Below are 20,694 nucleotides of genomic sequence, written 5' to 3'. Positions count from 1 at the left end.
TCGACCCGTGTTCCCGAAGCCGGCTACGCCTCTCGCAGTACCTCGCACGCGCTCCTGATCGTAGGCGCCGAGCTCGCACCGCGGCCTATGATCTCGGCATGTCAGTCAGCGCCCGGTCGTTCCGCCTGCCGTCGTGGGCAGGCGACATCCTGCTGGCGCTGTTCGTCACCGTGATGCAGATCCAAGGCACCATCGTGCGGAACGCGGCCGACCCCACGGCGGTGCTGCGTCCGCTCACCGATCTCGGTCACCTGGGCTACGTGCTACTGGTCGCCAGCGGCGCGGTCGTCGCCGTCCGGCAGCGCTGGCCGGTGCTGGTCTTCGTCGCCGCCGGCCTGTGCAGCGTGATCTACTACGCGCTCGACTTTCCCGACGGCCCGGCTTGGCTTGGGCTGTTCGTGGCTCTGTACACGCTCACGGCCCTCGGCGACGGCCGGCGATCGCTGCTGATCGCGGGTGCCTGGATCGCCGTACTGAGTGCCGTCTGGCTGGTGGCGGCGGCGGACATCGAGCCGCGGGCCGCGATCGGGTGGGTGTACTTCCGGATCGGCGCCGCGGTCATGAGCGCCGCCCTGGGCGAATCGGTGCGGTCACGACGCGTCATCGCGGCCGAGGCGGTCGCGCGGGCCGAACTGGCCGAACGGACCCGCGAGGAGGAGGCGCGTGCCCGGGTCGACGCGGAACGGCTGCGGATCGCTCGCGAGGTGCACGACACCGTCGCGCACGCGATCGCTGTCATCAACGTGCAGGCCGGCGTCACCGCGTACGTCCTGGACAAGCGCCCGGAGCGGGCGCGCGAGACGCTGGAGGCGATAGAGCGGACGAGTTCCCAGGCACTGCAGGAGATGCGGACCATCCTCGGCGTACTCCGCGACGACCAGGACGGCCGAGCGCCGCACCCGGGCATCGGTCAGCTCGACGATCTCATCTCACAGGCCCGGGACGCGGGGCTCGACGTCAAGATCGAGGCAGCCATGCCCACGCAGCCCACGCGGCCCGTGCCGAGCGCGGTCGACAGTGCGGTCTACCGGATCGTGCAGGAGTCACTCACCAACGTCATCCGCCACGTTGGCCCGACTCGGGTCGTCATCTCCGTGAGATCGGACGGTGACGCGATCGACGTGCGTGTCACCGACGACGGACGCGCGGACGGCAGCGCACCCACGCCACCAGGTGGCACCGACGGACGTGGCCGTGGCCATCTCGGGATGCGGGAGCGGTGCCAGCTGCTCGGTGGTTCGTTCGACGCCCGGCCGACCACTGCGGCAGGCTTCGAGGTAGCCGCGAGACTCCCGCTCTCGCCGACCGCGCCCGTGCACGCATGAACGCCTCGCCGGCCGTCGAGCCGATCCGCGTCCTGCTCGTCGACGACGAGGGTCTCGTCCGGTCCGGATTCAGGCTGCTGCTGGACGCCGAGGACGACATCACCGTGGTGGGCGAAGCCGTCAACGGAGCCGACGCGGTCGAGCAGACCCGCGTCCAACGCCCGGACGTCGTACTCATGGACATCCGGATGCCGACGATGGACGGCATCGAGGCGACCCGGGCGATCGCGTCCACCCCAGGGCTGCAGGACGTGCGGGTCCTCATCCTGACCACCTACGACACCGACTCCTACGTCTTCGAGGGCCTCCAAGCCGGTGCCAGCGGCTTCCTGCTCAAGGACGCCGGACCGGCCGAACTGCTCCACGGCATCCGCGTCGTGGCCGCCGGCGCAGCGCTGCTCGCACCCCGGGTCACGCGGCGTCTCATCGCACAGTTCGCCACACGCCGGGCTGCCAACGGGACAGCCGAGGCCCGCCTGGCAGTGCTGACCGGCCGGGAACGGGAGATCCTCGCACTCGTCGGACAAGGGCTGAACAACGACGAGATCGGCGCGAAGCTGTTCCTCAGCCCCGCCACCGCCCGCACCCACGTGAGCCACGCCATGGGCAAACTCGGAGCCCGGGACCGGGCACAGCTCGTGGTGATCGCCTTCCAAACCGGTCTCGTCACGCCCTAGGCCCTGTCTGGCAGTCTGGGCACGACGGCCGGCACGCGGGCAGCGTAGTCGTCGTACGCCGCTCCGAACGTGGTGCGGAGGTCGCGCTCCTCGAACCTGATCCCGACGGCGATGTATCCGGTCGCGGCGAGGGCGAAGACAAGATGGGATGCGCCCATCCGTGGTGTCGCCCAGAACGCCAGGACCAAGCCCGTCATCAACGGATGCCGGACGACGGCGTAGAGACCGCCGACGTACAGGTCGGCCGTCTGACCCGGATCTCGAGCGGCCGCCCATCCGGCTTGCCGCAGCCCGACGAGTTCGAGGTGGTCGACCGCGAACGTCGAGCAGACCGCCAGCGCCCAGCCCACGGCGAAGAGCGACCAGGCGATGACCGATAGCCAACCCTCGACCTGCCAGATCCGCCCGCCCCACGGTTGCCAGAGCACCAGCAGGAGAGCGAGACAGATGTCTGTCGCCAGCACGTAGGTGGTGCGTTCGAGCGCCGCCGGGATCCACCGTCTCAGCCAGGACTTCACCTGCCGACGCGCCATCACCGAGTGCTGGACGGCGAAGAACAACACCAGCGCGAGGTCGACAGCGATCGCATGAACGGTGGTCGTGCGGTGCGGGCCGTCGACGGTCCTGGGGACGACGACTCCGGCGAGGAAGGCCATCGTCCACACAGTGATGACGACGAACCCCAACCAGGCAGCGGCCGAGACGAGGAGTTGGACACGGCGTCGGGACATGTCTCCATGCTCCGGGCCGGGTAGTCCCCTGCGCAGCCGTGGAACTACCTCACTTGTGCGCGTCTCGCGCGACGTACCAGGCTGCGATCTGGGAGCGGGACCTGAATCCGAGCCGCAGCCGGATGCGCTCGAGATGCGACTCGGCGGATCGTTCGGTGATGCCCAAACGGTCGGCCAACTGCCGGTTCGTGAGGCCGTCCGCCACGAGCGCCGCGACTTCTGTCTGGCGGGCGGTCAGGCCCGTAGGAACCGTCCTTCGCAGCCGGGGCAGTCCGAGGAACTGTCGTACCTGTCCGACTATCGACTCCACATCTCCGATGGCAGGAAGGTGCGAGCGACCCGCGAGCGCCACGAACCGGGCGCCTGGGATCGCGTCGGCGAGAGCCCTGCTCTGTTCGAGGGGAGCGGCGCGGTCTCCGCGTCGGTGCAGCACCAGTGTCGGCGCCCGCACCCGCGCGAGGCTCGGACGCACGTCCAGGGCGTAGGCGAGACCCAACAACGCGACCGCTGTCTCGGGCGAGGAGGCGGCACGCTGGTAGCGGGCGAGCGCGAGCCGCGTGCCGGCATCAGCCTCGGGCGCGAACAGATCGGTGAGCAGGTCCGATCCCAGACCCCAGTGCGATGCGAGCAGTCCGAGCACGTGCCGCCTGCTGTCCTCGTCGCCGATGGCATCACCGGTCGCCCATCCGCCGTACAGCACCAGACGTGACACCCGCTCCGGCTGATCGGCGGCCCACTGCGCAGCCACCGCCGCGCCGAGCGACCACCCCAGGACGTCACAGCGGGTGATGCCGAGCGCTTCGGTGACCGCATCAATCGTGGCAAGCTCCAGCGCCATCGTGCGAGGACCGACGTACGCCGCCGAGAGGCCACAACCAGGGCGGTCGTAGCGCACCAAGGTGCGGCCGGACGACAGCGACTCGTGGAACATGCGCTCGGCTGGGATGGCCCATCCGAGCTCGAGATGACTGAGCCATCCCGGCACCACCAGCAGGTACGGTCCGCTGCCTGTCAGGGCATAGGCCACCCGCGCGCCGTCGGCCAAAGGCGCCGTCCCACGGCGCTGATCCTGCGCACCCACGACACCAGTGAACAGCATCTGGACCATCCAGGGCTCTGGCGGTCACTTGCGTCCGAATCGACCGGTGGCGGATCGTGCGGTGGTACGGCGATCGCGGTCGGAGGCGGGCGCTCCGCCGGAGTCACGGCGGTCGTCCTGCCCGATGCCGCGCGACGGGCGGACCTCGCTGTGCCAGGCGTCGCGCAAGTGAAGCGTCGCGCCGCTGTGGAGTATCGCGTTGGTGTACACGCGCCCGGCGATCGCGACGAGTCCGGCGATGGCAGCGAGCGTGAGGGTCACGGCGAGCAGCGGCTCCCACCAGGCGACCGAGCCGAGCGCGATCCGGCCGGGCATGGCGAACGGCGCGGTCGCCGGGAACTGCGAGAGCGTCCGTGCCCACACCCCGTCGGGTTTCGCGCTGACCGTGAGGAATGCACCCCAATAGCACGCGATCAGCACGTAGCCGACAGGCCCGGCGACGCTCTGCGCGTCCTCCGTCCGAGATGCGAGTGAGCCGAGCGCGCCGTACGCCATGGCGTAGAGGGCATAGCCGAGCACGAACCAGACGACCGCCCAGGCGAGTACGCCGGCACGGACCGCCGGTAGGTCGACGGAGTCGATCACCAGAGCGGCGAGCAGCGCCGCCACCGCGGTCACGACGAACTGGGCGAACCCCAGTAGTCCGATGCCGGCGATCTTCCCGGCCAACAGCACCCGGGCGGGCATGCGCGCGAGCAGCACCTCGACAACTCGGCTGGACTTCTCCTCCACCACGCCGGTGAGGACGAGGTTCCCGTAGATGACGATTGCCATCAGCAACAGGGTCGTGATCACGATGGCGGCCAATTCGTCGTCCGGGCTGCGTCCGGCGGCCGAGCCGAGCTCGACGTTCTCGACCGGAACGGGCGCCATCAGGGCACGCAGGTCATCGGGCCCGATGCCGGCGGCCGCGGCCCGTTCCTGAACAGCGACCAGCCGAATGGCTCCGGTGACGACAGCCTGCAGTTCCTCGTCCACCCTGCCGGGCCACTCCACCCGGCGTGCGTCGACCACGAGCACGTCGAGATCGTGCGCGCGGACGGCTTCCTCCGCGGTGGACACATCGCCGTACCTGTGCAGGCGAACGGTCGCGCCGCCGGCGCCGCCCTGGGCGAGGATGGCCGATGACAACGCGCTGGGGACGGCACTCGTCACGCCGACGTCCTTGGGTCCGCCACCGATGTCCAACTTCGCCGGCACCACGATCAAGGCGATGACGACGAACAGCATCACTATCAGGCCTGCCCGGAAGCTCCGTGACCTGCTGCGCTCGCGGAGCTCCCGGCGAGCGACCAGCCATGCCTGCCGCAGGCCGGTCATGCCGCCACCGCCCGCCGGAACAGCTCCGACAACGTCGGGGGCTGATAGGCGAAGGAGACGACACCACTGGAGCCTGCGGCGCCGACGACCGCCGACAAGTCGGTGTCGCGGTCGACTCGCAGACGCGCATAGCCGTCCTTGGTCTCGACGACCTGGACCGCCGACAGCCTCGACCAGTCCGGAGGGAGCCCGCGGTAGCGGATGTCCACAAAGCGTTGTGGGACTGCCGCCCGCAGGTCGGTCAGATCGCCGGCGAGCACGACGCGCCCCTTGTCGATGATGACCACGTCCTCACACAGTTCCTCGACGAGGTCGAGCTGGTGGCTGGAGAACAGCACCGTCGCGCCCGCTGCGGCAAGTTCGGCCAGGAGATCCGCCATGGCGCCCATGGCGATGGGATCCAGCCCGGCGAACGGCTCGTCGAGCACGAGCAGTTCGGGCTCGTTGACCAGCGCGGCGATCAGCTGAACCCGCTGCTGGTTGCCGTGCGACAGCGTGTCCAGGCGGTCCGCGGCCCGGTCCGCGAGCCCGAGCCGCCCGAGCCAGTGCTCCGCGATCCTCCCGGCGTCCCTGGTCGTCCGGCCGCACAATTCGCCGAGGTACAGCAACTGGTCCCGGATCCGCATCCGCGGGTACAGCCCACGCTCCTCGGGCATGTAACCGAACCGTGCCCGTTCCGCACCGGTGATCGGCGCACCCCGCCACGACACGCTGCCGGCGTCCAGCCGGACGAGCTCGAACACTGCGCGCATCGCTGTGGTCTTGCCTGCCCCGTTGGGCCCGAGAAATCCGGTGATCCGGCCCGGTCGGGCCTCGAACGTGCATCCGTCCAGCGCAGCGACGGAGCCGAACCGTTTCACCGCCGAATCGAAAGCAAGCACGATCCACCTCCACCTCCAGCGTCCCCGCCATGCCCCTCACGGTCAGGGCACAAAGGCACCTCCGGAGCGGGGCACATGGCCGTCATCCGAACGGCTGGAGGTGAACCGGATCCAGGGCGGTGCCGGCAACGCAGCTCAGCGGCGGCCGGACTCCATGTACTGCTTCAACCCCTCCCAGTTCCGGCGCTCCCAGTTCGGGCCGACCAGGCTCAGGACCGGCGACAGCACCCGCATCGGCCCGATCAAACGCATGTCCCAGTCCCACCGCAGGCGCGTCCGGCCCCCGACCTGCTCGAAGGTCAGCGTGCCGTCGACCTGCATGTACGACGAGCGCACGATGTTGTGGAGCCGACGCGGCCTGTCGTACTCCAGGATCTCGACCGTCATCCGGCCGCGGTTGCCCATCCCCTTGGGCTCGGCGACGAAGCGTGTACCTGTGCCGATCGGTCCGTCACTCACCTTGTCAGCACGAACGATCCGCGGGTTGTAGCGCGGCTCGTTGCTCTCGTCGGCCACCAGGTCGAAGACCTCCTCGACCGGCGCGTCGATCGTGACCTCTCCACCCATGCGCGCCATGGCGGCCCTCCCCTCCGGTCCTCCAGCCGAGGCCCCGTACGACTCGAGTGCGGTACTGCGTCCGCGTCCATCGTTCCACGATGCGCAGCCGGGATCCTGGGACCGGCTGTGATGCTGGGGCGTGGACAAGCTCCGCGGACCGGCAGAAACTCAAGGAAACAGGCGGATCGGCAGCGAGTTGCCCACTGTTCGAGCGAGGAGACGATCATGGCGAGAACTCCCGAAGAAATCTTCGCCCACCACGGCAGTTCGCTGGGCGCGGAGAACCTGGAGGACATCATCAGCGACTACGCCGACGACGCGATCCTCGTCGTGCAGAAACAGGTCTACCGCGGCAAGGACGGAGCCCGGCAGGTCTTCACGCAGCTGCTCGGTGACGTCCCGCAGGCGTCCTGGGACCTGGAAACGGTGTTCGCCGACGATGTGCTGTACCTGGAGTGGAAGGCGACCGGAGGTGGCCGAAAGGTCGAGGACGGCATCGACACCTTCATCTTCCAGGACGGCATGATCCGCGTGCAGACCGTGGTCTACACCGTCCAACCCGGCTGACCGCCGGTTCGCCGCCGCGGCCTTCTCGCCCGCGATTCACTCAATGCGGGCGATCGGGCTCCCCTGCTTCACGGTCGCCTCCTCCGCGACCAACAGGTGCACCACACCGCCGACGGGTGCCGCCACCTCTGCCGAAACCTTCTCGACCTGGACCTCCGCAACCAGTTGGTCAGCGGTGACGGTGGCGCCGTCACTCACGAACCAGGTAGCCAGGACTCCCTCCGCGTCCGGTGTTTCCTTCGACAGTGCGGGGAAAACGACGTCGGTCATCCGGCCACCGCAGTGCGTACGGCCTTCTCGATCCTGTCCTGGCGTGGCAGGACGGCGTACTCGAGTGCGTGGGCGTACGGGATGGGTACGTCGGGCACCGCGACCCGCTGCACCGGGACCCGCAGCATCCTGGGGTCGTGGTCGGCGACTGTCGCGACCACCTCACCGGACAGACCGAACGAGGAGTAGTCCTCATCGACGACGACGAGCCGGCCGGTCTTGCCCACCGACGTCAGGATCGCCTCGCGGTCCAGCGGCACCAAGCTGCGGAGGTCGATCACCTCCACGTCGATGCCTTCACCGGCAACGCTCTCAGCGACGTCGAGGGCGTGGTGCACCGACAGAGACAGGGTCACCACCGTGACGTCGCTGCCCTCGCGGGCGACCCTCGCCTTGCCGATGGGCACGGTGTAGTCGCCCTCGGGTACCTCGTCGGTGGAGCGGGCGTCCTTCGCCATCCAGGGCAGACCCATGACGCCCTTGTGGAACAGGTAGATCACGGGGTTGTCGTCACGGATGGCCGACGTCATCAGACCCTTCGCGTCGGCGGGGGTGCTGGGGACCACGACCTTCATGCCCGGCAGGTGTGCGAACGTGCCCCAGAGGCACTGTGAGTGCTGCGCGCCGTCGGAATAGCCTCCGCCCACGGCAGTGGTCAGCACCATCGGGACCTTCACGTTGCCGCCGGATTCGTAGTGGATCTTGGCCATGTGGTTGTAGATCTGGTCCAGGCACACGCCCATGAAGTCGGCGAACATCAGCTCCACGATCGGACGCATACCCTCGACCGCCGCACCGATGCCGAGGCCGATGAACGCGGTCTCCGATATCGGGGTGTCGATGACCCGCTGGGGCCCGAACCGCTCGAGCAGCCCGGTGGTCGAACTGAAGATCCCGCCGTACGCGCCGACGTCCTCGCCCAGGTAGAACACCGAGGGGTCGCGCTCCATCTCCTGAGCGATGGCCTCGACCATCGCCTTGGACGTGGTCAGCCGGTGGCTTGCCCGGGGCGCCGGTGCAGCCGGGGTGTCGATGATCGTCATCGTCGTCTCCTAGGCGAACACGTAGGAAGTGGCCGACGCAGGGTCGGGCACGGGGCTGTTCTTGGCGTAGGTGATCGCGTCCTCGACCCGCTCCTTCGCCGCGTCCTTGATCCGGGCCACGGCCGCGTCGGCGAGGTGGCCGCCCGCACGGAGTGTCTGCTCGTAGCGCGGGATCGGGTCGTGCGCCGACACGTCGGCGAGCTCTGGACGGTATCCCTGGGCGTCGCCCTCGAAGTGGCCCCACAGCCGCAGGGTGTGTACCTCGATCAGCGAAGGCCCTTCCCCCGCCCTGGCTCGGGCGACCGCACGCCGGGCGGCGTCGTAGACGCCCTCGACGTCGTTGTCCTCCACCCGATCGCCCGGGATGCCGTACGCCGCTGCACGGTCGGCGTTCGAGCCGACCGCCGTGGACGCCGACCGCGGCACCGAGATGGCCCAGTCGTTGTCCTCGACCACGAACACCACGGGCAGCGCCCAGCGGGCCGCCAGGTTCAGCGACTCGTGGAACCCGCCCTGGTTGGCGGCGCCCTCACCGGTCACCGCGACAGCGACCTGGCCACCGCCGCGGCGCTGGAACGCGAACGCCTGCCCCAGCGCGGGCGGATAGCCTTCGGCGATGATCCCAGAGCACGAGAAATGCGTAGCGGGATCGAACAAATGCATATGGCCACCGCGTCCGCGGCCCAGACCGGTCTCCCGGCCGAAGATCTCCGCGGTCATCCTCCGCAGGTCCATACCATGCGCGATCGCCAGGTGGTGCGGGCGGTGCGTCGCGGTGACCGCGTCCTCCTCGGTCAGGTGTGCGCACACGCCGGCGGCTACTGGCTCCTGCCCCGCGGACAGGTGCATTTCCCCGGGGACGAGCCCCTTGCCGATGTCGAAGCCGGGCCCTTTGTCTGCGTGGTACTCCCGGAGGATCGCCTCCTCGTAGGTGCGGCAGAGAACCATGGTCTCGTAGAGCCTCACCCGCACGTCGGGGTCTACGAAGCCTCCGCCCGGCTCTGGGCTCGACGTCGAGGGTGCAGCGTGTGTCGTCATCGCGACCTCCAGTGCATGAGTCTCGCGCCGGACACGTGCCGGCGTGCAGATCGCTGGGCTCCCTGACGGCCAGCGCGGACATCACATGAGAGGCCGACTGGCCACTTTCGAGACTATGCACGTCACCACCGCTACGTCCAGGAAGTGGGCCGCGGCGAGCGGCAGCGCGGGAAGGCGTCATGCGCCTGAGTCTTTGGGCTCGCGATCATGAACAGCATCACCTGAACCGGACGACGCGGCCGCGGTGCGGCCCTCGGGCATCATCAGCAGGGAGGCGATGAGGAAGCAGACGGCGCCGAGGAAGGTGCCGCCGTTGGCGAGTTGGACGTTGGAGAACTCGCCGGCGGAGGTGACATGGGCGCCGATCGCGGACAGGCCGAAGAACACCGAGCCCCACAGGTTGAGGGCGGTGATGTGCCAGTCGCGTTGGCCGGGCCGCCACGACCACCAGCGGTGCCCAGCCTCCGCGAACGCGATCGCCGACGACACCAGGAAGCACACCGAGCCGATCGCGTCCGGCCGCCAGACGATCCGGTTCTCCAGATCGGACGGTACGTCGAACAGCCCGGCGAACGTGGTCACGTTGAAGTAGAGCGTGCCGACCAACTGGATCGCACAGGCCCAGAATCCCGGGCTGCGCGGCGCCCACGCGAACCAGCGATGGCCGGCCTGCCGCACCACCTGCAGGTAGGACAGGTAGGCGCCGGACGTGAAGAACAGCGAGCCGATGAAGTACGTGAGCGCGTCGCCGTGTCCACCCACGGCCTGCGCGTACTCCGGGATCGGCCCCACGACGAAACACGCCGACCCGATGGCGAACAACAGTCCCGCCCACCACGTCGTACCGAATCCGCGCGCACCGGCTGCCTTCCGGCCTGCTCGTGCCTCCCACTGCACCACGCGGCCGTCGGCACGCCGGTACTGCACGCGGGTGACGAACGGGCGCGGGCCTTCGACCACGAGATCGGTCGCGTCCGGCGGCACGTCGACCGGCAGCCTGGTCACGGTCGCGACTCGTCACGATCTGCCTGGTCAGTGGCCGGAGCCGACCACCATCTTCTGGCGCTCCGACTCGTGCGCCCCGCCCTTCTTCTCGAGCGTCCGGCACGCCTCCTCGATGTCCCGCGCGAGGGTGTCGACCTGCTCGCGGCTCAGCGTCTGCTTGACCAGAGCCCGCATGATCGTCACGTCCTGCGCGTCCGGCGGCATCGTGTACGCCGGGACCATCCAGCCGCGCTCGGCGGACAACTGCCAGGCGACGTCGAACTCGTCGTACGCGTGCCCCTCGGTCAGCTTGAACGCGACCAGCGGAAGCCGCTCGTACTCGCGTCCGATCACGCGGAAATCGCCCATCTTCTCGAGTTTGTCGGCGAGCACCTCGGCGTTCCGCTGCATGTTCTCCATGATGTAGGTGTAGCCGGGGCGGCCGTAGCGGACGAGGTTGTAGTACTGCGCGACCACCATCGCCGACCCGGTCGAGAAATTCAGCGTGAACGTCGAGTCGGTCTTGCCGAGGTAGTTCTCCTTGAACACCAGGTCGGGGTTGAGGTCGTCCTTGGTCCGGAAGATCAGCCAGCCGATGCCCGGGTACACCAGGCCGAACTTGTGGCCGGACGTGTTGATCGACCGCACCTGCTCGAGCCGGAAGTCCCACTCGGAGTGCGGATACAGGAACGGCCAGACGAACGCACCGCTGGCGCCGTCCACGTGCAGTGGAACGTCGAGGTGCCGCTCCTTCTTGATCCGGACGAGCAGGTCGTTGATGCCGCCGATGTCGTCCTTGTGGCCGGTGAACGTCGTACCGAGGACGGCCGCGACGCCGATCGTGTTCTCGTCGATGTGCGGCTCGACGTCCTCGGGGCCGATCGTGTACTTGCCGCGCTGGAGCGGGACGATCCGCGGTTCGACGTCGAAGTACCGGCAGAACTTCTCCCAGACCACGTGGACGTCGCCACCGAACACGAGATTCGGGTTGTCGGTCGGCAGTCCCGCGTCGCGGCGGCGCTGGCGCCAGTTCCACTTCAGCGACAGCGCGCCGAGCATGATCGCCTCGGACGAGCCCTGCGTCCGCGCGCCCGTCGTCTCGCCGGGGGCGTGGAAGAGATCGGCCAGCATCCGGATGCAGCGCTGCTCGAGCTCGGCCGTCCGCGGGTACTCAGCGTGATCGATGAAGTTCCGGTGCAGGTTGAGTGCGATCAGCTTCTGCGCCTCCGGCTCCATCCAGGTCGTCACGAACGTGGCGAGGTTCCGCGCCGGCAGCCCCTCGAGCGCCAGGTCCTCGGCCACCAGCCGCATCGCGTCGGTTGCCGTCATCCCCGCAGGGGGAAACTCGTGGGTCGGCACCTCCTGCGCCAGAAACCTGCTGCCGAACAGCTCGGCGCTCTTCTCGTACGACCGCTCCGTCTCACCCACGACGACTCCTTTGCCGCGCCCCTCCTGCTGACGTGCCATCATCAGCACCTCGGCTCCGACCGAACATCACCCCGTCGGGGTGACTACACGCCGAGGCGCTGCCGGTGAGCGTGGATGGTCGCGGACCGTACGCTCCAAGAGATGACTGAGGGTCACGAGTTTCCGGAGGCGGCCAGGGCGGTGGGCGGTGGGGTTTCAAGCGACTCGGTCGGCCAGGATGTGAAGGGCCGCGCGGGGTAGGGCTGGGAGGTCTGGCAGCACGCCTAGGCAGAATCGGACCTCTTGGAGGCGGTCGGCGATCAGCGTCTCGATCCTGGCTACGGTTTCGGTCGTTTCCAGGATGTGGTTCCACTGGCGGATCCACAGTTCGCGTTCGCCGGCGCGTACGAGTGGGGTGACTGGCAGGCAACTGATCCGGCGTACGAGCTCGGCATCGGCGTACTCGAACGCCGTGGCGATCGTGGTGGACATCCGGCCGCGGCGCAGGTCTTCCGGGAGCCGCACGAGGTCGCTCCGGAGCCGCATTGCTTGGCCCAGCGCGACGCCGCATTGCCGCAGCACGTCGCGGGTGCTCGGTGTGCAGCCGGCCAGTGACGCGCCGAATTGCAGCGGCCCGGCGACCGCCGGCACCCCGAGGTCGATCTGGTCGGCGGCGAGGGTGACGCTCGGCTGCAGGTCGGAGAAGTAGAGGTCGCGGAGCTGACCGAGCACCAGGTCCGCCCTCAGTTGCTCGAAGATCGGACGGGCGGGGTCGATCAGCGCTGCCGGCAGTCCTGCCTCCTCGAACATCTGATTGGCCCAGACCAGGCAGAGATCGCCGAGGACGACCGTCGCCGATCTACCGAAGGTCCCCGGACGTTCGACCCTGGAACGAGCCCAGCGAGTCATCTCGACCTGAACGCCGGGATCGCCGGTCCGCCGATCGGACAGTTCGCGCTGGATGGCCGAAGCCAGCGTCAGCAGTTCCAGTGCGGCAGTGGCCGCTGCCGCCGCCTGGGACTCCGGACGAGTGGACAGCCAACCGAGGTACGCGAGAGTCGAGGTCGCCATGTCCGACTTCGAGATCGCGCCCACGACAGCCGCGTCCAGCACGGTCGCTCCCGGCGCCGTGAGATGGTCCTCCGCTCGTTGTGAGACGAAATCGAGCAGCAACGCCCGACTGCGCGCGGCATGAACCTCCAGCCACTCCGGCGCCCACCGCGCCGCTGTTTCGCGGGTCCATCCGACCTGTCGGTCCGGTGGGTCGTCCTGCGAGTCGCCGGCCCGCTCGTCACTACCGTCCATCCCGAACCCCCTCGACCGGTCCGGCCTGTTGTGCATAAATTGTGCATAACTTTAGCGCCACGGAGCCTGAGGCACGACAGCGGTACAAGATTTCGGTACCGGGTCGCATCCGCAGCGGGTGACGAACGCGAAGTACCTCACAACAGCGGCTGCACCAAGGGCAGCTGCTCCCCTTCCGAAAGGTTGTCCGATGCCCAAGTCCTCACGACGGCTGACCCGGCACCTGGCCGCGGCAGCGGTCACGATCGGAATGCTTGCGACCAGTGTCATCGCCACCGCCTCGCCCGCCGGCGCCACTGCCCCGCTGGGCACCAAGAGCCTCGCCAGCGTTCTGGCGTCCGACGGCGACACCTTCGACCGCAACTGGTACGACTACGACGTGCTGACGCAGGCTGTCGGCGCCGTCCTGGCCGCCAAACCGAACAGCCCGGTGAAGGTGCTGGCCGACGGGACCGTCCCGCTCACCGCGTTCCTGCCCAGCGATCGCGCTTTTCAGCGTCTGGCAAAGGACCTGACCGGGAAGACCTACCGGTCCGAGAGCCAGCTCTTCAGCCGCCTGGCCGGTCTCCTCGGCGTCAACACCATCGAAGCTGTCCTGCTGTACCACGTGATCCCAGGTGCGACGATCAACAGCAAGACCGCGCTTCGCTCCGACGGCGCCAGGCTGGCCACAGCCCTGCCAGGCGGAACCATCAAGGTGGACGTGCTCAGCCGGCGTTGCCGCCTGATCCGGCTGATCGACGCGGACCGCAACGACGCGAACCCGCTGATCAACCCGCGGGCCTTCGACATCAACAAGGGCAACCGCCAGATCGCGCACGGCATCTGGCTGGTCCTCCGCCCGATCGACATCTGAGTTCTCCGGCCTCGCCGGCGCCGAAATCGTTCAGGCAGCTTGATCGCTCTCGATGCACGTCTGCGGCGTGCATCGAGAGCGCACAGGTTCATCGGCGGCCTCGGAGGCAGTACGGCGAAAGGGCCCGGGTCTGCTTGCATGGTCGACCTTCACGGTTTGTGATTGGGTGGGCCCATGGGAATCGCGGAGACGCTCGGCCGGATCGACGGGAGCGGGCAGGTCGGGGTGTGGCTCGGGCGATTGGACGGCACCGTGCTCTTCGAGCACGAGGCGGAGGCGCCTCACTATGCCGCGAGCACGATGAAACTGCCGGTCGCCATGGCGATGCTGCGAAAGGTCGATGCCGGCGAGCTGGCCTTGGACCAGCCAGTCGCCGTACACAACGATTTCGCGTCCGTGGCCGGCGGCCGCTTCGGCATGGACCGCGACGATGACGACGCGCCCTCGACCTGGGAAAGACTGGGGCGCGAGGCGTCACTCGCCTGGCTGACGACCGAGATGATCACCCGCTCGAGCAACTTGGCGACGAACCTGGTGCTCGAGTTGGTCGGCATCGACGCGGCCCACTCGGCTCTGATCGAGTCCACGCTTCCCAGCTCGGCCGATCCGGCCTCGAAGATCGAACGCGGTATCGAGGACGCGACCGCGCGGGAAGCGGGGATCACCAACCTGATCAGCGCAGCTGGACTCGCCGGCGCGCTCATTGCTGTCGGCAAGCAGAACGACGGCTACCTGCGCGACCTGCTGGCCGCGAACCAGTGGAACGGTGAGATCCCGGCGCTGCTGCCGGCCGGAACCCGTGTCGAGCACAAGAACGGCTGGGCCGGCCGAAACCTGCACGACGGCGGCATCGTCCGCCCCGCGGACGCGGAGCCCTTCGTCCTGGTCGTCTGTACGACGTCCGACCTCCCCGAGTCGGCAGCGCAGCAGCTGATCGCGGCGATCGCGCTGGAAGCCTGGAACAACCGGCACGAACTGACCGCAGTACGGTGACTCCGGCCGGCGGGTGGGATGGCGGTGTCCTGTGTCCCGACGACGTCCCCGCTCGGCACGGTTTGCCAAGCAGCGGAGGTTGCCGGCTCGTTCAGCGCGCTGACCGTTACGGGACGCTTGACCGCGGCCAAGCGCCTCGTCGGTCGATGCTTCAGTTGGGCACACGCTGCCTGGTCGCCGCGCCGGACTGGACTTGGTTGTTGCTCAGCGTGCACGGTCGAGGGCATGGCAACGATGGTCGCGAGCACGACGGCTGCCCACGGTGCCAGCGTCGGGTCAGTCGTGCCACGCGCGCCAAGGCAGGCGGCGTAGCTCCCCGGCGAGAGTGCTGACTGCCGATTCTCCGAAGCGACGGCCCCAGAGCCTGAGCAACTCCTCGTTGTCGAGGAAGAACTTCCAGTCACTGATGACGCCGCGCCTCACGAACACGAACGGCACGGGCGACGTGAACGGGTGGAAGCTGCCGTTGTAGATCGCGGTCCCCTCGTTGCCTTCGTAGAACGCACCGAACACGATTCCGTGGTCGCCGTACGACGGAATCGCAAGCCGCTGCAAGGCATCAGCGAAAAGGCCTTGTGCACGATCGGCAGGCAAGTCTGTGAAGACAACAACGATCACCTTGCCGTCCACGTCGTCACCGTCGGTCGGCGGTGTGTCCAGGAACAAGGTCTGGTAGCGGTTCAGAAGCTCGACAACCTGCGGCACTCCCTGACCGGCCAGCTGCTCGGGAGCAAGCCAGAGCGTGTTGCGTTCAAGCGCCCCTGGCACGAAGGGACAGACAGGCCCAGGGCGGCCGAGATCCTTGTGAGGCCTGACGACGAACGTCTCGATCCAGTCCGCGACAGCACGAAGCGCGTCGAGATCTCCCCGCGCGAGCTCACTCGTCATTGCGTCGTCCGCGAGGTGATCGAGGAGGAAGAGACTGGTGGTCGGTGTCGTCATGGGGTTTCCTTTCGCAACGACCTGGCGGGTCGTGGTCCGTGACGCCACAAGCGTGCTCCGCAGGCGGCAGCGTGACGCCCGTCGAAGACCCTGGTCAGCCCACTGGCCTGCGCCCTCGCCTGGCGACCAGGGATCGCTAGAGGTGCGCGATCGTCGGATCGCCCTCACGCAGTGCGGAGCGAAGCTGCTTGCGAGACGTGATGCCCAGCTTCGAATACACCTTCCGCAGATGCCACTCGACCGTGCGCGCGCTGAGAAAGAGCCGTGCGCCGATCTCGGTGTTCGAGAGGCCGTCGCGTGCGAAGCGCGCGATCTGCGCCTGCTGGGGTGTGAGATCGTCGCGACTTCCGGCGACACCCGTGCGAATCGTTTCGCCTGCGGCAAGGAGCTCGACGCGAGCGCGCTCCGCGAACGCATCCACCCCCATGCCGCCGAGCAGGGAGTGGGCCGTGCGCAACTGCTCGCGAGCGTCGAACTGCCGGCCTGCTCTGCGGAGCCACTCCCCGAAGAGCAGGTGTGCGCGACCGAGATCCGCCCGCAGGCGCGTACGTCGCAAGCGATCGATCGCCTCCCGGTACATCGCCTCGGCTGCGTCACCCTCGCTGACGAGCGCACGCGACCGTGCCTCGATACCCAGCCCGAAGTCGGTGCTCGCCGGCCGCGTCGTCGCTGTGAGTTGCTCGACCGCGTCGCGGGCGACGTCCACCGCTCCGGTCCGTGCCGCCGCTTCGACCAGCTCGGGCAAGGACCACATCGCAGTCGACATGTTCAGCGGTGAGGAGCTGGCCGCCATCGCGGGCCCGAGCGCCTGTTCGTAGCGTCCGAGGCCGTTGTAGAGGATGGCGGCCGCCCAACGCGCGACGTCCGTCGCGATGCCCTGCCTCAGCTCAGCGGCCTGCTCCGTCGTCGCCTCGATCAGGCGCACGGCCTCGGTCTCGCTGCCCCGCATCGCCAGCACCACCATCTCCACATAGGGCGCGAGGCGGGCTCCGGTCGCCTCGGTGATCGCGTTCGATTCCGCCATGAGCGAGGCAGCGGAGGCGAAGTCGCCGCTGCGAGCGTACGAACCGCCTAGGGCGGCCAGCTGCGCGGGCATCCGTGCCAGGGCGCCGGCGTCGCGGGCGACGCGGATCTGCCGGGTGCACATCGCGCGCAGTCCGTCGTCGTCCCAGAGGGCGTTGGGGCCCGTGGTCGCTACCCACGCCCAGCGAAGGCAGTCGTCGACCGGCACGTCCTTGCCGGAGAAGTCGCTCGTGGTGCGCATCAGGGTCGGTGCTGCCGCCGCCCGTCCGTCCGTGACCAGTAACGCGATGCCGTCCAGCAACGTGTCCACGGCCCGCGGCTTCCCCGCCGGATGCGGTAGCGCACGCGCGGCTCGGCACGTGTCCAGCAGCAGGTCGGCACTCGCCGGCCCGCCGTACAGAGCGGCACCGCAGGCAGTCAGGTAGGTCTCGCGGGCGAGCCCGAGATCGAGCTGCGTGAGCCGCTCGGCGGCAGCCATCAGCAGCGGCACTGCATCAGTGGCGAGTCCTTGGGCGAACATGACATGCCCACGCAGCAGTCCCACGCGGGCAGACTGGAGAGCGTCGAGTGGTGTGCTCTCGGCGACCGCCAGCATCTCGAGCGCCGCGTCGAACGCGCCGGCCTGGAGGCTCACCTGCGCGGCAGCCAGCGCGCGATCCGCGCGGCTCGTCCGGTCGACGGACAACGCGGCCGAACGGCGCAGGAACGCGGCTGCGGCCGCGACACCGCCGCGAGCCTGCGCCCGCCCGGCCGAGCGTTCGAGCTCTGCGGCGACGCCCTCATCGGGTTCCGGGATGGCTCGGGCACGATGCCAGGCCCGCCGATCAGGGTCGGCTTCCACGTCGGTGGCATCCGCAAGCGCTTGATGAACCCGCCGGCGGTCCGCCGCGGTCGCCGAGTGATAGGCAGCGGACCGGACGAGCGGATGGGCGAACTCGACGCGCTCGCGCACGTAGAGCAGACCGACATCCTCTGCCGCCGCGGCGGCGGCCATGTCGATTCCGAGCATCTCGGCCGCGCGGCGTAGTAGCGAAGGATCTCCGACCGGCTCTGCGGCCGCGGTCAGTACGAGCAACCGTGTCTCGGGAGCCAGCGGGAGAAGGCGCTCCGCAAAGCTCTGTTCGATCTTGGTCGCGAGCGGGCGACTGTCGAGCACGCCGAAACCGCCGGCAAGATCCGCGCTCTGCCGCGTCCGCGGCAGCTCCAGCAGCGCCAGCGGAACGCCATGACTCTCGGCAATGATCTGCTCCACGACCGCCGAATCGAGCGGCCCCGGGATCACGCGTCGCAGCAATGCGCGGGCGTCGCTGTCGCGAAGCCCCCGGATGGACAACTCCGGGAGCCGGGCCAGGCCGTCGGCGCCGTTGCCGGTACGGGCGGCACACACGATCGCAAGCCGCTCGGCCGCGAGACGACGCCCGACGAAACCAATGATCTGCGCAGAGGCATCGTCGAGCCACTGCGCGTCATCGACGATGCAGACGAGCGGCTGCCCTTCGGCGACTTCGGCCAGCAGCGTCAGCGTCGCGAGGGCAACAAGGAACTGGTCGGGCGCAGGCCCGCTGCTCCGGCCGAACACCGTCGCGAGCGCATCGCGCTGTGGGGCCGGCAGCTGCTTGAGGTGGTCGAGCATGCCCGCGCACAGCTGGTGCAGACCGCTGTAGGCCAGCTCCATCTCCGACTCGACGCCGGTCGCCCGGGCGACACGCAGCTGGACGATACGGTCGGACAAATAGCTCAGCAGAGCGCTCTTCCCGACGCCGGGCTCGCCGCGGAGCACGAGCACCCGGCTCACGCCGGCGAGGGCATCGGCGACAAGCTGGTCGAGCGCCTGACGTTCGCTGCGACGATCGACCAGCGTGGACGCGCCGGGTTCCAGCCTAGGCAACGCCGGCTCCGGAGCGCACGGCCGCGTCACTCATCCAACCCTTGCCCACCGGCCCTCCTCTGGCGTTGAGCAGCGTTGTCCTAGGTCGGATCTTAGACGCGCAATGCTCGCGCTGTGAGTCTCCGGCAAGCAGGTACCTTCGAACCTCGCAGGAGGTCAGCCGGGTGGCGAGATTCGTGAGTCGAAACGGCGGGCCATGTAGACGCCGCCGGCGATCACGGCCATGAAGAGGGCGCCGCCCTTCTCCCCGTCGATGAGCTGCATCAGCCCCAGCACGATGACGACGACGATCAGAACGGCGTAGGCGCGCCGGCGAGACGTTGCCGACGGGCCGCCGGGGAGGCTGCGCGCCTTTGCCTCGAAGCCCGCCGCGAACTTCGGATCCTCGTCGGCCAACTGACGCCGAATCCGGTCGAGCATCATCTGCTCGTGGTCATTGAGCATGTCACACCTCACGCGTGCGAATCCACGTCGATCAACGGTGCAGGCCGGACGTGGTCGTGCTGTGCAGGCGGGCGGCGGCTTCCTCACGGTACGGGCCCAGGAAGGTGGTCAGCGCCTCCAGCATCTGCGCAGGGGCCTGCTCAGCGACCCAGTGTCCGACGCCGGGAATGACCAGGGTCTGCACGTCTTCGGCTGCGGACTCCATACCGCCAGCAGCACGAGGACCCCAGCTGTTGGCTCCGCCGATGCCGAGCACCGGAATCGTCAGCAGTGCCTTCTTGCGTTCGATGTTCTGCAGGAGTGTGTCGAACCAGGAGCGGTACAGCCCGAAGGTCGCGCGCAGGGTGTCCCGGTCGCGGTTGTAGAGGCTGATGTAGTACTCGATTGCGTACTCCGGCAGCGCGATGCCGCCGTTCTGGATCGTGTACTCGTACCGGTAGAAGCCGTCGGCGTTGCTGCGCACCATGTCCACGATCAGCTCGTCGTTCACCCGGTTGAACGGGATGTGCCACACCCTGTTGTTGAACGCGTCCGGGAGGAACAGGCTCGGGTCCTCGGCGACGCCCGGAGGGCCGGGGATCTCGGCGACGGCCAGCCGGGCGACGCGGTCGCGATGATCCGCGGCGAGCGCGTACGCGATGATGTAGCCGGTGTCGTGACCGACGACCGCGAACCGCGAGTGACCCAGTGCGGTCATGAGCGCGGCCAGGTCGTCGCCGAGAGTGGCCGCGTCGTACCCGCCTCGGGCCGTCTCGCTCAGCCCGATGCCGCGCTGGTCGGGCGCGACGACCGTGAAGTCGCGGGCGAGCGCAGGCATCATGAATCGCCACGCGTACCAGTTCTCCGGCCAGCCGTGCACCAGCAGCAGTGGCGGCCCGTCACCGCCGACCACGACGTGCTGACGGATCCCGTTGGCCTCGACGAAACGGCTCTTGAAGATCTTGGTGAACCCCGACGGCAACCGCGGCGATGAGCCGACCGACCCGAGGTCGGCGGGCTTCGAGCCGGCCGTGGAGGCGGATGCTGTCGCCAGGCCGCCCAGCAGCGACATTCCGGTTGCTGCGGCGGCGGTGCCGATCAGGCGGCGGCGCGAGAGCCCGTAGAGAGCGTTTCGGGGCTCGCTGGCTGCTGGAACGGGCGGCTCGATGTGGGGAGTGCGCATGAGGCTTCCTTTCGCGACGTGACCGATGTGGGCCTCTGACGCCGAGAAGCCTCGTCGCGTTGATAGCTGCCGGCGCCTGTCGAAGACCCTGGTGTGGTCCCTGGTCCCGCCGACCCGTGGTGTGGGCAGGTCTCAGCTCCTGGGAGAAACCGCGGCCCGCCTGGCCCGCTCCATCAGGCGC

At 68.7% G+C, this 20,694-nt stretch carries 20 protein-coding genes; 5 read left to right on the top strand and 15 right to left on the bottom strand.

Annotated features, from left to right (window positions below):
* The first annotated feature begins 98 nt into the window (after positions 1–98).
* On the top strand, positions 99–1,325 hold the full coding sequence (locus AB0I12_RS36550) for a sensor histidine kinase (RefSeq protein ID WP_359939040.1): 1,227 nt from the start codon (positions 99–101) through the stop codon (positions 1,323–1,325).
* Positions 1,322–2,002 (top strand): response regulator transcription factor, encoded by a 681-nt coding sequence (locus tag AB0I12_RS36545; RefSeq protein ID WP_359939037.1) that lies wholly within the window; start codon positions 1,322–1,324, stop codon positions 2,000–2,002. Before AB0I12_RS36550 ends, AB0I12_RS36545 begins: the two co-directional genes overlap by 4 nt.
* On the opposite strand, the gene AB0I12_RS36540 is transcribed toward AB0I12_RS36545, so the two are convergent.
* The 5 genes from AB0I12_RS36540 to AB0I12_RS36520 form a co-directional block, all read right to left on the bottom strand.
* Positions 1,999–2,733 (bottom strand): isoprenylcysteine carboxylmethyltransferase family protein, encoded by a 735-nt coding sequence (locus tag AB0I12_RS36540; RefSeq protein ID WP_359939034.1) that lies wholly within the window; start codon positions 2,731–2,733, stop codon positions 1,999–2,001. The genes AB0I12_RS36545 and AB0I12_RS36540 overlap by 4 nt on opposite strands.
* A gap of 49 nt (positions 2,734–2,782) precedes the next feature.
* On the bottom strand, positions 2,783–3,814 hold the full coding sequence (locus AB0I12_RS36535; RefSeq protein ID WP_359939031.1) for an alpha/beta fold hydrolase: 1,032 nt from the start codon (positions 3,812–3,814) through the stop codon (positions 2,783–2,785).
* 42 nt (positions 3,815–3,856) lie between these two features.
* Positions 3,857–5,152: an ABC transporter permease gene (locus tag AB0I12_RS36530; protein ID WP_359939028.1), complete on the bottom strand. Its 1,296-nt coding sequence runs from the start codon at positions 5,150–5,152 to the stop codon at positions 3,857–3,859.
* Entirely contained in the window at positions 5,149–6,033 is an 885-nt protein-coding gene (locus tag AB0I12_RS36525; RefSeq protein WP_359939025.1) for an ATP-binding cassette domain-containing protein, read from the bottom strand. The genes AB0I12_RS36530 and AB0I12_RS36525 overlap by 4 nt, the downstream gene beginning before the upstream one ends.
* 135 nt (positions 6,034–6,168) lie before the next feature.
* Positions 6,169–6,609 (bottom strand): SRPBCC family protein, encoded by a 441-nt coding sequence (locus AB0I12_RS36520; protein WP_359939022.1) that lies wholly within the window; start codon positions 6,607–6,609, stop codon positions 6,169–6,171.
* A 207-nt stretch (positions 6,610–6,816) separates the two neighbouring features.
* Here AB0I12_RS36520 and AB0I12_RS36515 point away from each other — a divergent pair, with 207 nt between their 5' ends.
* Positions 6,817–7,158 (top strand): nuclear transport factor 2 family protein, encoded by a 342-nt coding sequence (locus tag AB0I12_RS36515; protein WP_359939019.1) that lies wholly within the window; start codon positions 6,817–6,819, stop codon positions 7,156–7,158.
* A gap of 36 nt (positions 7,159–7,194) precedes the next feature.
* Here AB0I12_RS36515 and AB0I12_RS36510 read toward each other — a convergent pair whose 3' ends face one another.
* The 6 genes from AB0I12_RS36510 to AB0I12_RS36485 all read right to left on the bottom strand — a co-directional run bounded on the left by AB0I12_RS36510 (position 7,195) and on the right by AB0I12_RS36485 (position 13,205).
* Positions 7,195–7,428: a lipoyl domain-containing protein gene (locus tag AB0I12_RS36510; RefSeq protein ID WP_359939017.1), complete on the bottom strand. Its 234-nt coding sequence runs from the start codon at positions 7,426–7,428 to the stop codon at positions 7,195–7,197.
* Positions 7,425–8,471: an alpha-ketoacid dehydrogenase subunit beta gene (locus tag AB0I12_RS36505; RefSeq protein WP_359939014.1), complete on the bottom strand. Its 1,047-nt coding sequence runs from the start codon at positions 8,469–8,471 to the stop codon at positions 7,425–7,427. The genes AB0I12_RS36510 and AB0I12_RS36505 overlap by 4 nt, the downstream gene beginning before the upstream one ends.
* A gap of 9 nt (positions 8,472–8,480) precedes the next feature.
* The gene (locus AB0I12_RS36500; protein WP_359939011.1) at positions 8,481–9,509 is read right to left on the bottom strand and encodes a thiamine pyrophosphate-dependent dehydrogenase E1 component subunit alpha; all 1,029 of its coding nucleotides are present in this window, start codon (positions 9,507–9,509) and stop codon (positions 8,481–8,483) included.
* A 177-nt stretch (positions 9,510–9,686) separates the two neighbouring features.
* Positions 9,687–10,514, bottom strand: coding sequence for a hypothetical protein (locus tag AB0I12_RS36495; RefSeq protein WP_359939008.1), 828 nt, complete (start codon positions 10,512–10,514; stop codon positions 9,687–9,689).
* A gap of 27 nt (positions 10,515–10,541) precedes the next feature.
* The gene (locus tag AB0I12_RS36490; RefSeq protein ID WP_359939005.1) at positions 10,542–11,921 is read right to left on the bottom strand and encodes a glutamate decarboxylase; all 1,380 of its coding nucleotides are present in this window, start codon (positions 11,919–11,921) and stop codon (positions 10,542–10,544) included.
* A gap of 195 nt (positions 11,922–12,116) precedes the next feature.
* Positions 12,117–13,205 carry a hypothetical protein gene (locus AB0I12_RS36485; protein ID WP_359939002.1) on the bottom strand — a complete coding sequence of 363 codons (1,089 nt, stop codon included), beginning with the start codon at positions 13,203–13,205 and terminating at the stop codon, positions 12,117–12,119.
* 190 nt (positions 13,206–13,395) lie between these two features.
* Between AB0I12_RS36485 and AB0I12_RS36480 the strand changes: the two genes are divergently transcribed.
* Positions 13,396–14,061: a fasciclin domain-containing protein gene (locus AB0I12_RS36480; protein WP_359938999.1), complete on the top strand. Its 666-nt coding sequence runs from the start codon at positions 13,396–13,398 to the stop codon at positions 14,059–14,061.
* Positions 14,062–14,235: 174 nt separating this feature from the next.
* Entirely contained in the window at positions 14,236–15,054 is an 819-nt protein-coding gene (locus tag AB0I12_RS36475; protein WP_359938996.1) for a serine hydrolase, read from the top strand.
* A 276-nt stretch (positions 15,055–15,330) separates the two neighbouring features.
* Here AB0I12_RS36475 and AB0I12_RS36470 read toward each other — a convergent pair whose 3' ends face one another.
* The 4 genes from AB0I12_RS36470 to AB0I12_RS36455 all read right to left on the bottom strand — a co-directional run bounded on the left by AB0I12_RS36470 (position 15,331) and on the right by AB0I12_RS36455 (position 20,513).
* Positions 15,331–15,996 (bottom strand): DUF6875 domain-containing protein, encoded by a 666-nt coding sequence (locus tag AB0I12_RS36470; RefSeq protein WP_359938993.1) that lies wholly within the window; start codon positions 15,994–15,996, stop codon positions 15,331–15,333.
* A gap of 136 nt (positions 15,997–16,132) precedes the next feature.
* On the bottom strand, positions 16,133–18,937 hold the full coding sequence (locus AB0I12_RS36465; protein WP_359938990.1) for an AAA family ATPase: 2,805 nt from the start codon (positions 18,935–18,937) through the stop codon (positions 16,133–16,135).
* Positions 18,938–19,063: 126 nt separating this feature from the next.
* A complete protein-coding gene (locus tag AB0I12_RS36460) occupies positions 19,064–19,351 on the bottom strand; it encodes a DUF3040 domain-containing protein (protein WP_359938987.1) in 288 nt (95 codons plus the stop codon).
* Positions 19,352–19,382: 31 nt separating this feature from the next.
* Positions 19,383–20,513: an alpha/beta fold hydrolase gene (locus AB0I12_RS36455; RefSeq protein ID WP_359938985.1), complete on the bottom strand. Its 1,131-nt coding sequence runs from the start codon at positions 20,511–20,513 to the stop codon at positions 19,383–19,385.
* Positions 20,514–20,694: the final 181 nt, after the last annotated feature.

Source organism: Kribbella sp. NPDC050459 (assembly GCF_040655315.1).
GTDB lineage: Bacteria > Actinomycetota > Actinomycetes > Propionibacteriales > Kribbellaceae > Kribbella.
The sequence above is the reverse complement of the archived record's forward strand: the minus strand, read 5'-3'. Positions and strand labels throughout refer to the sequence as shown.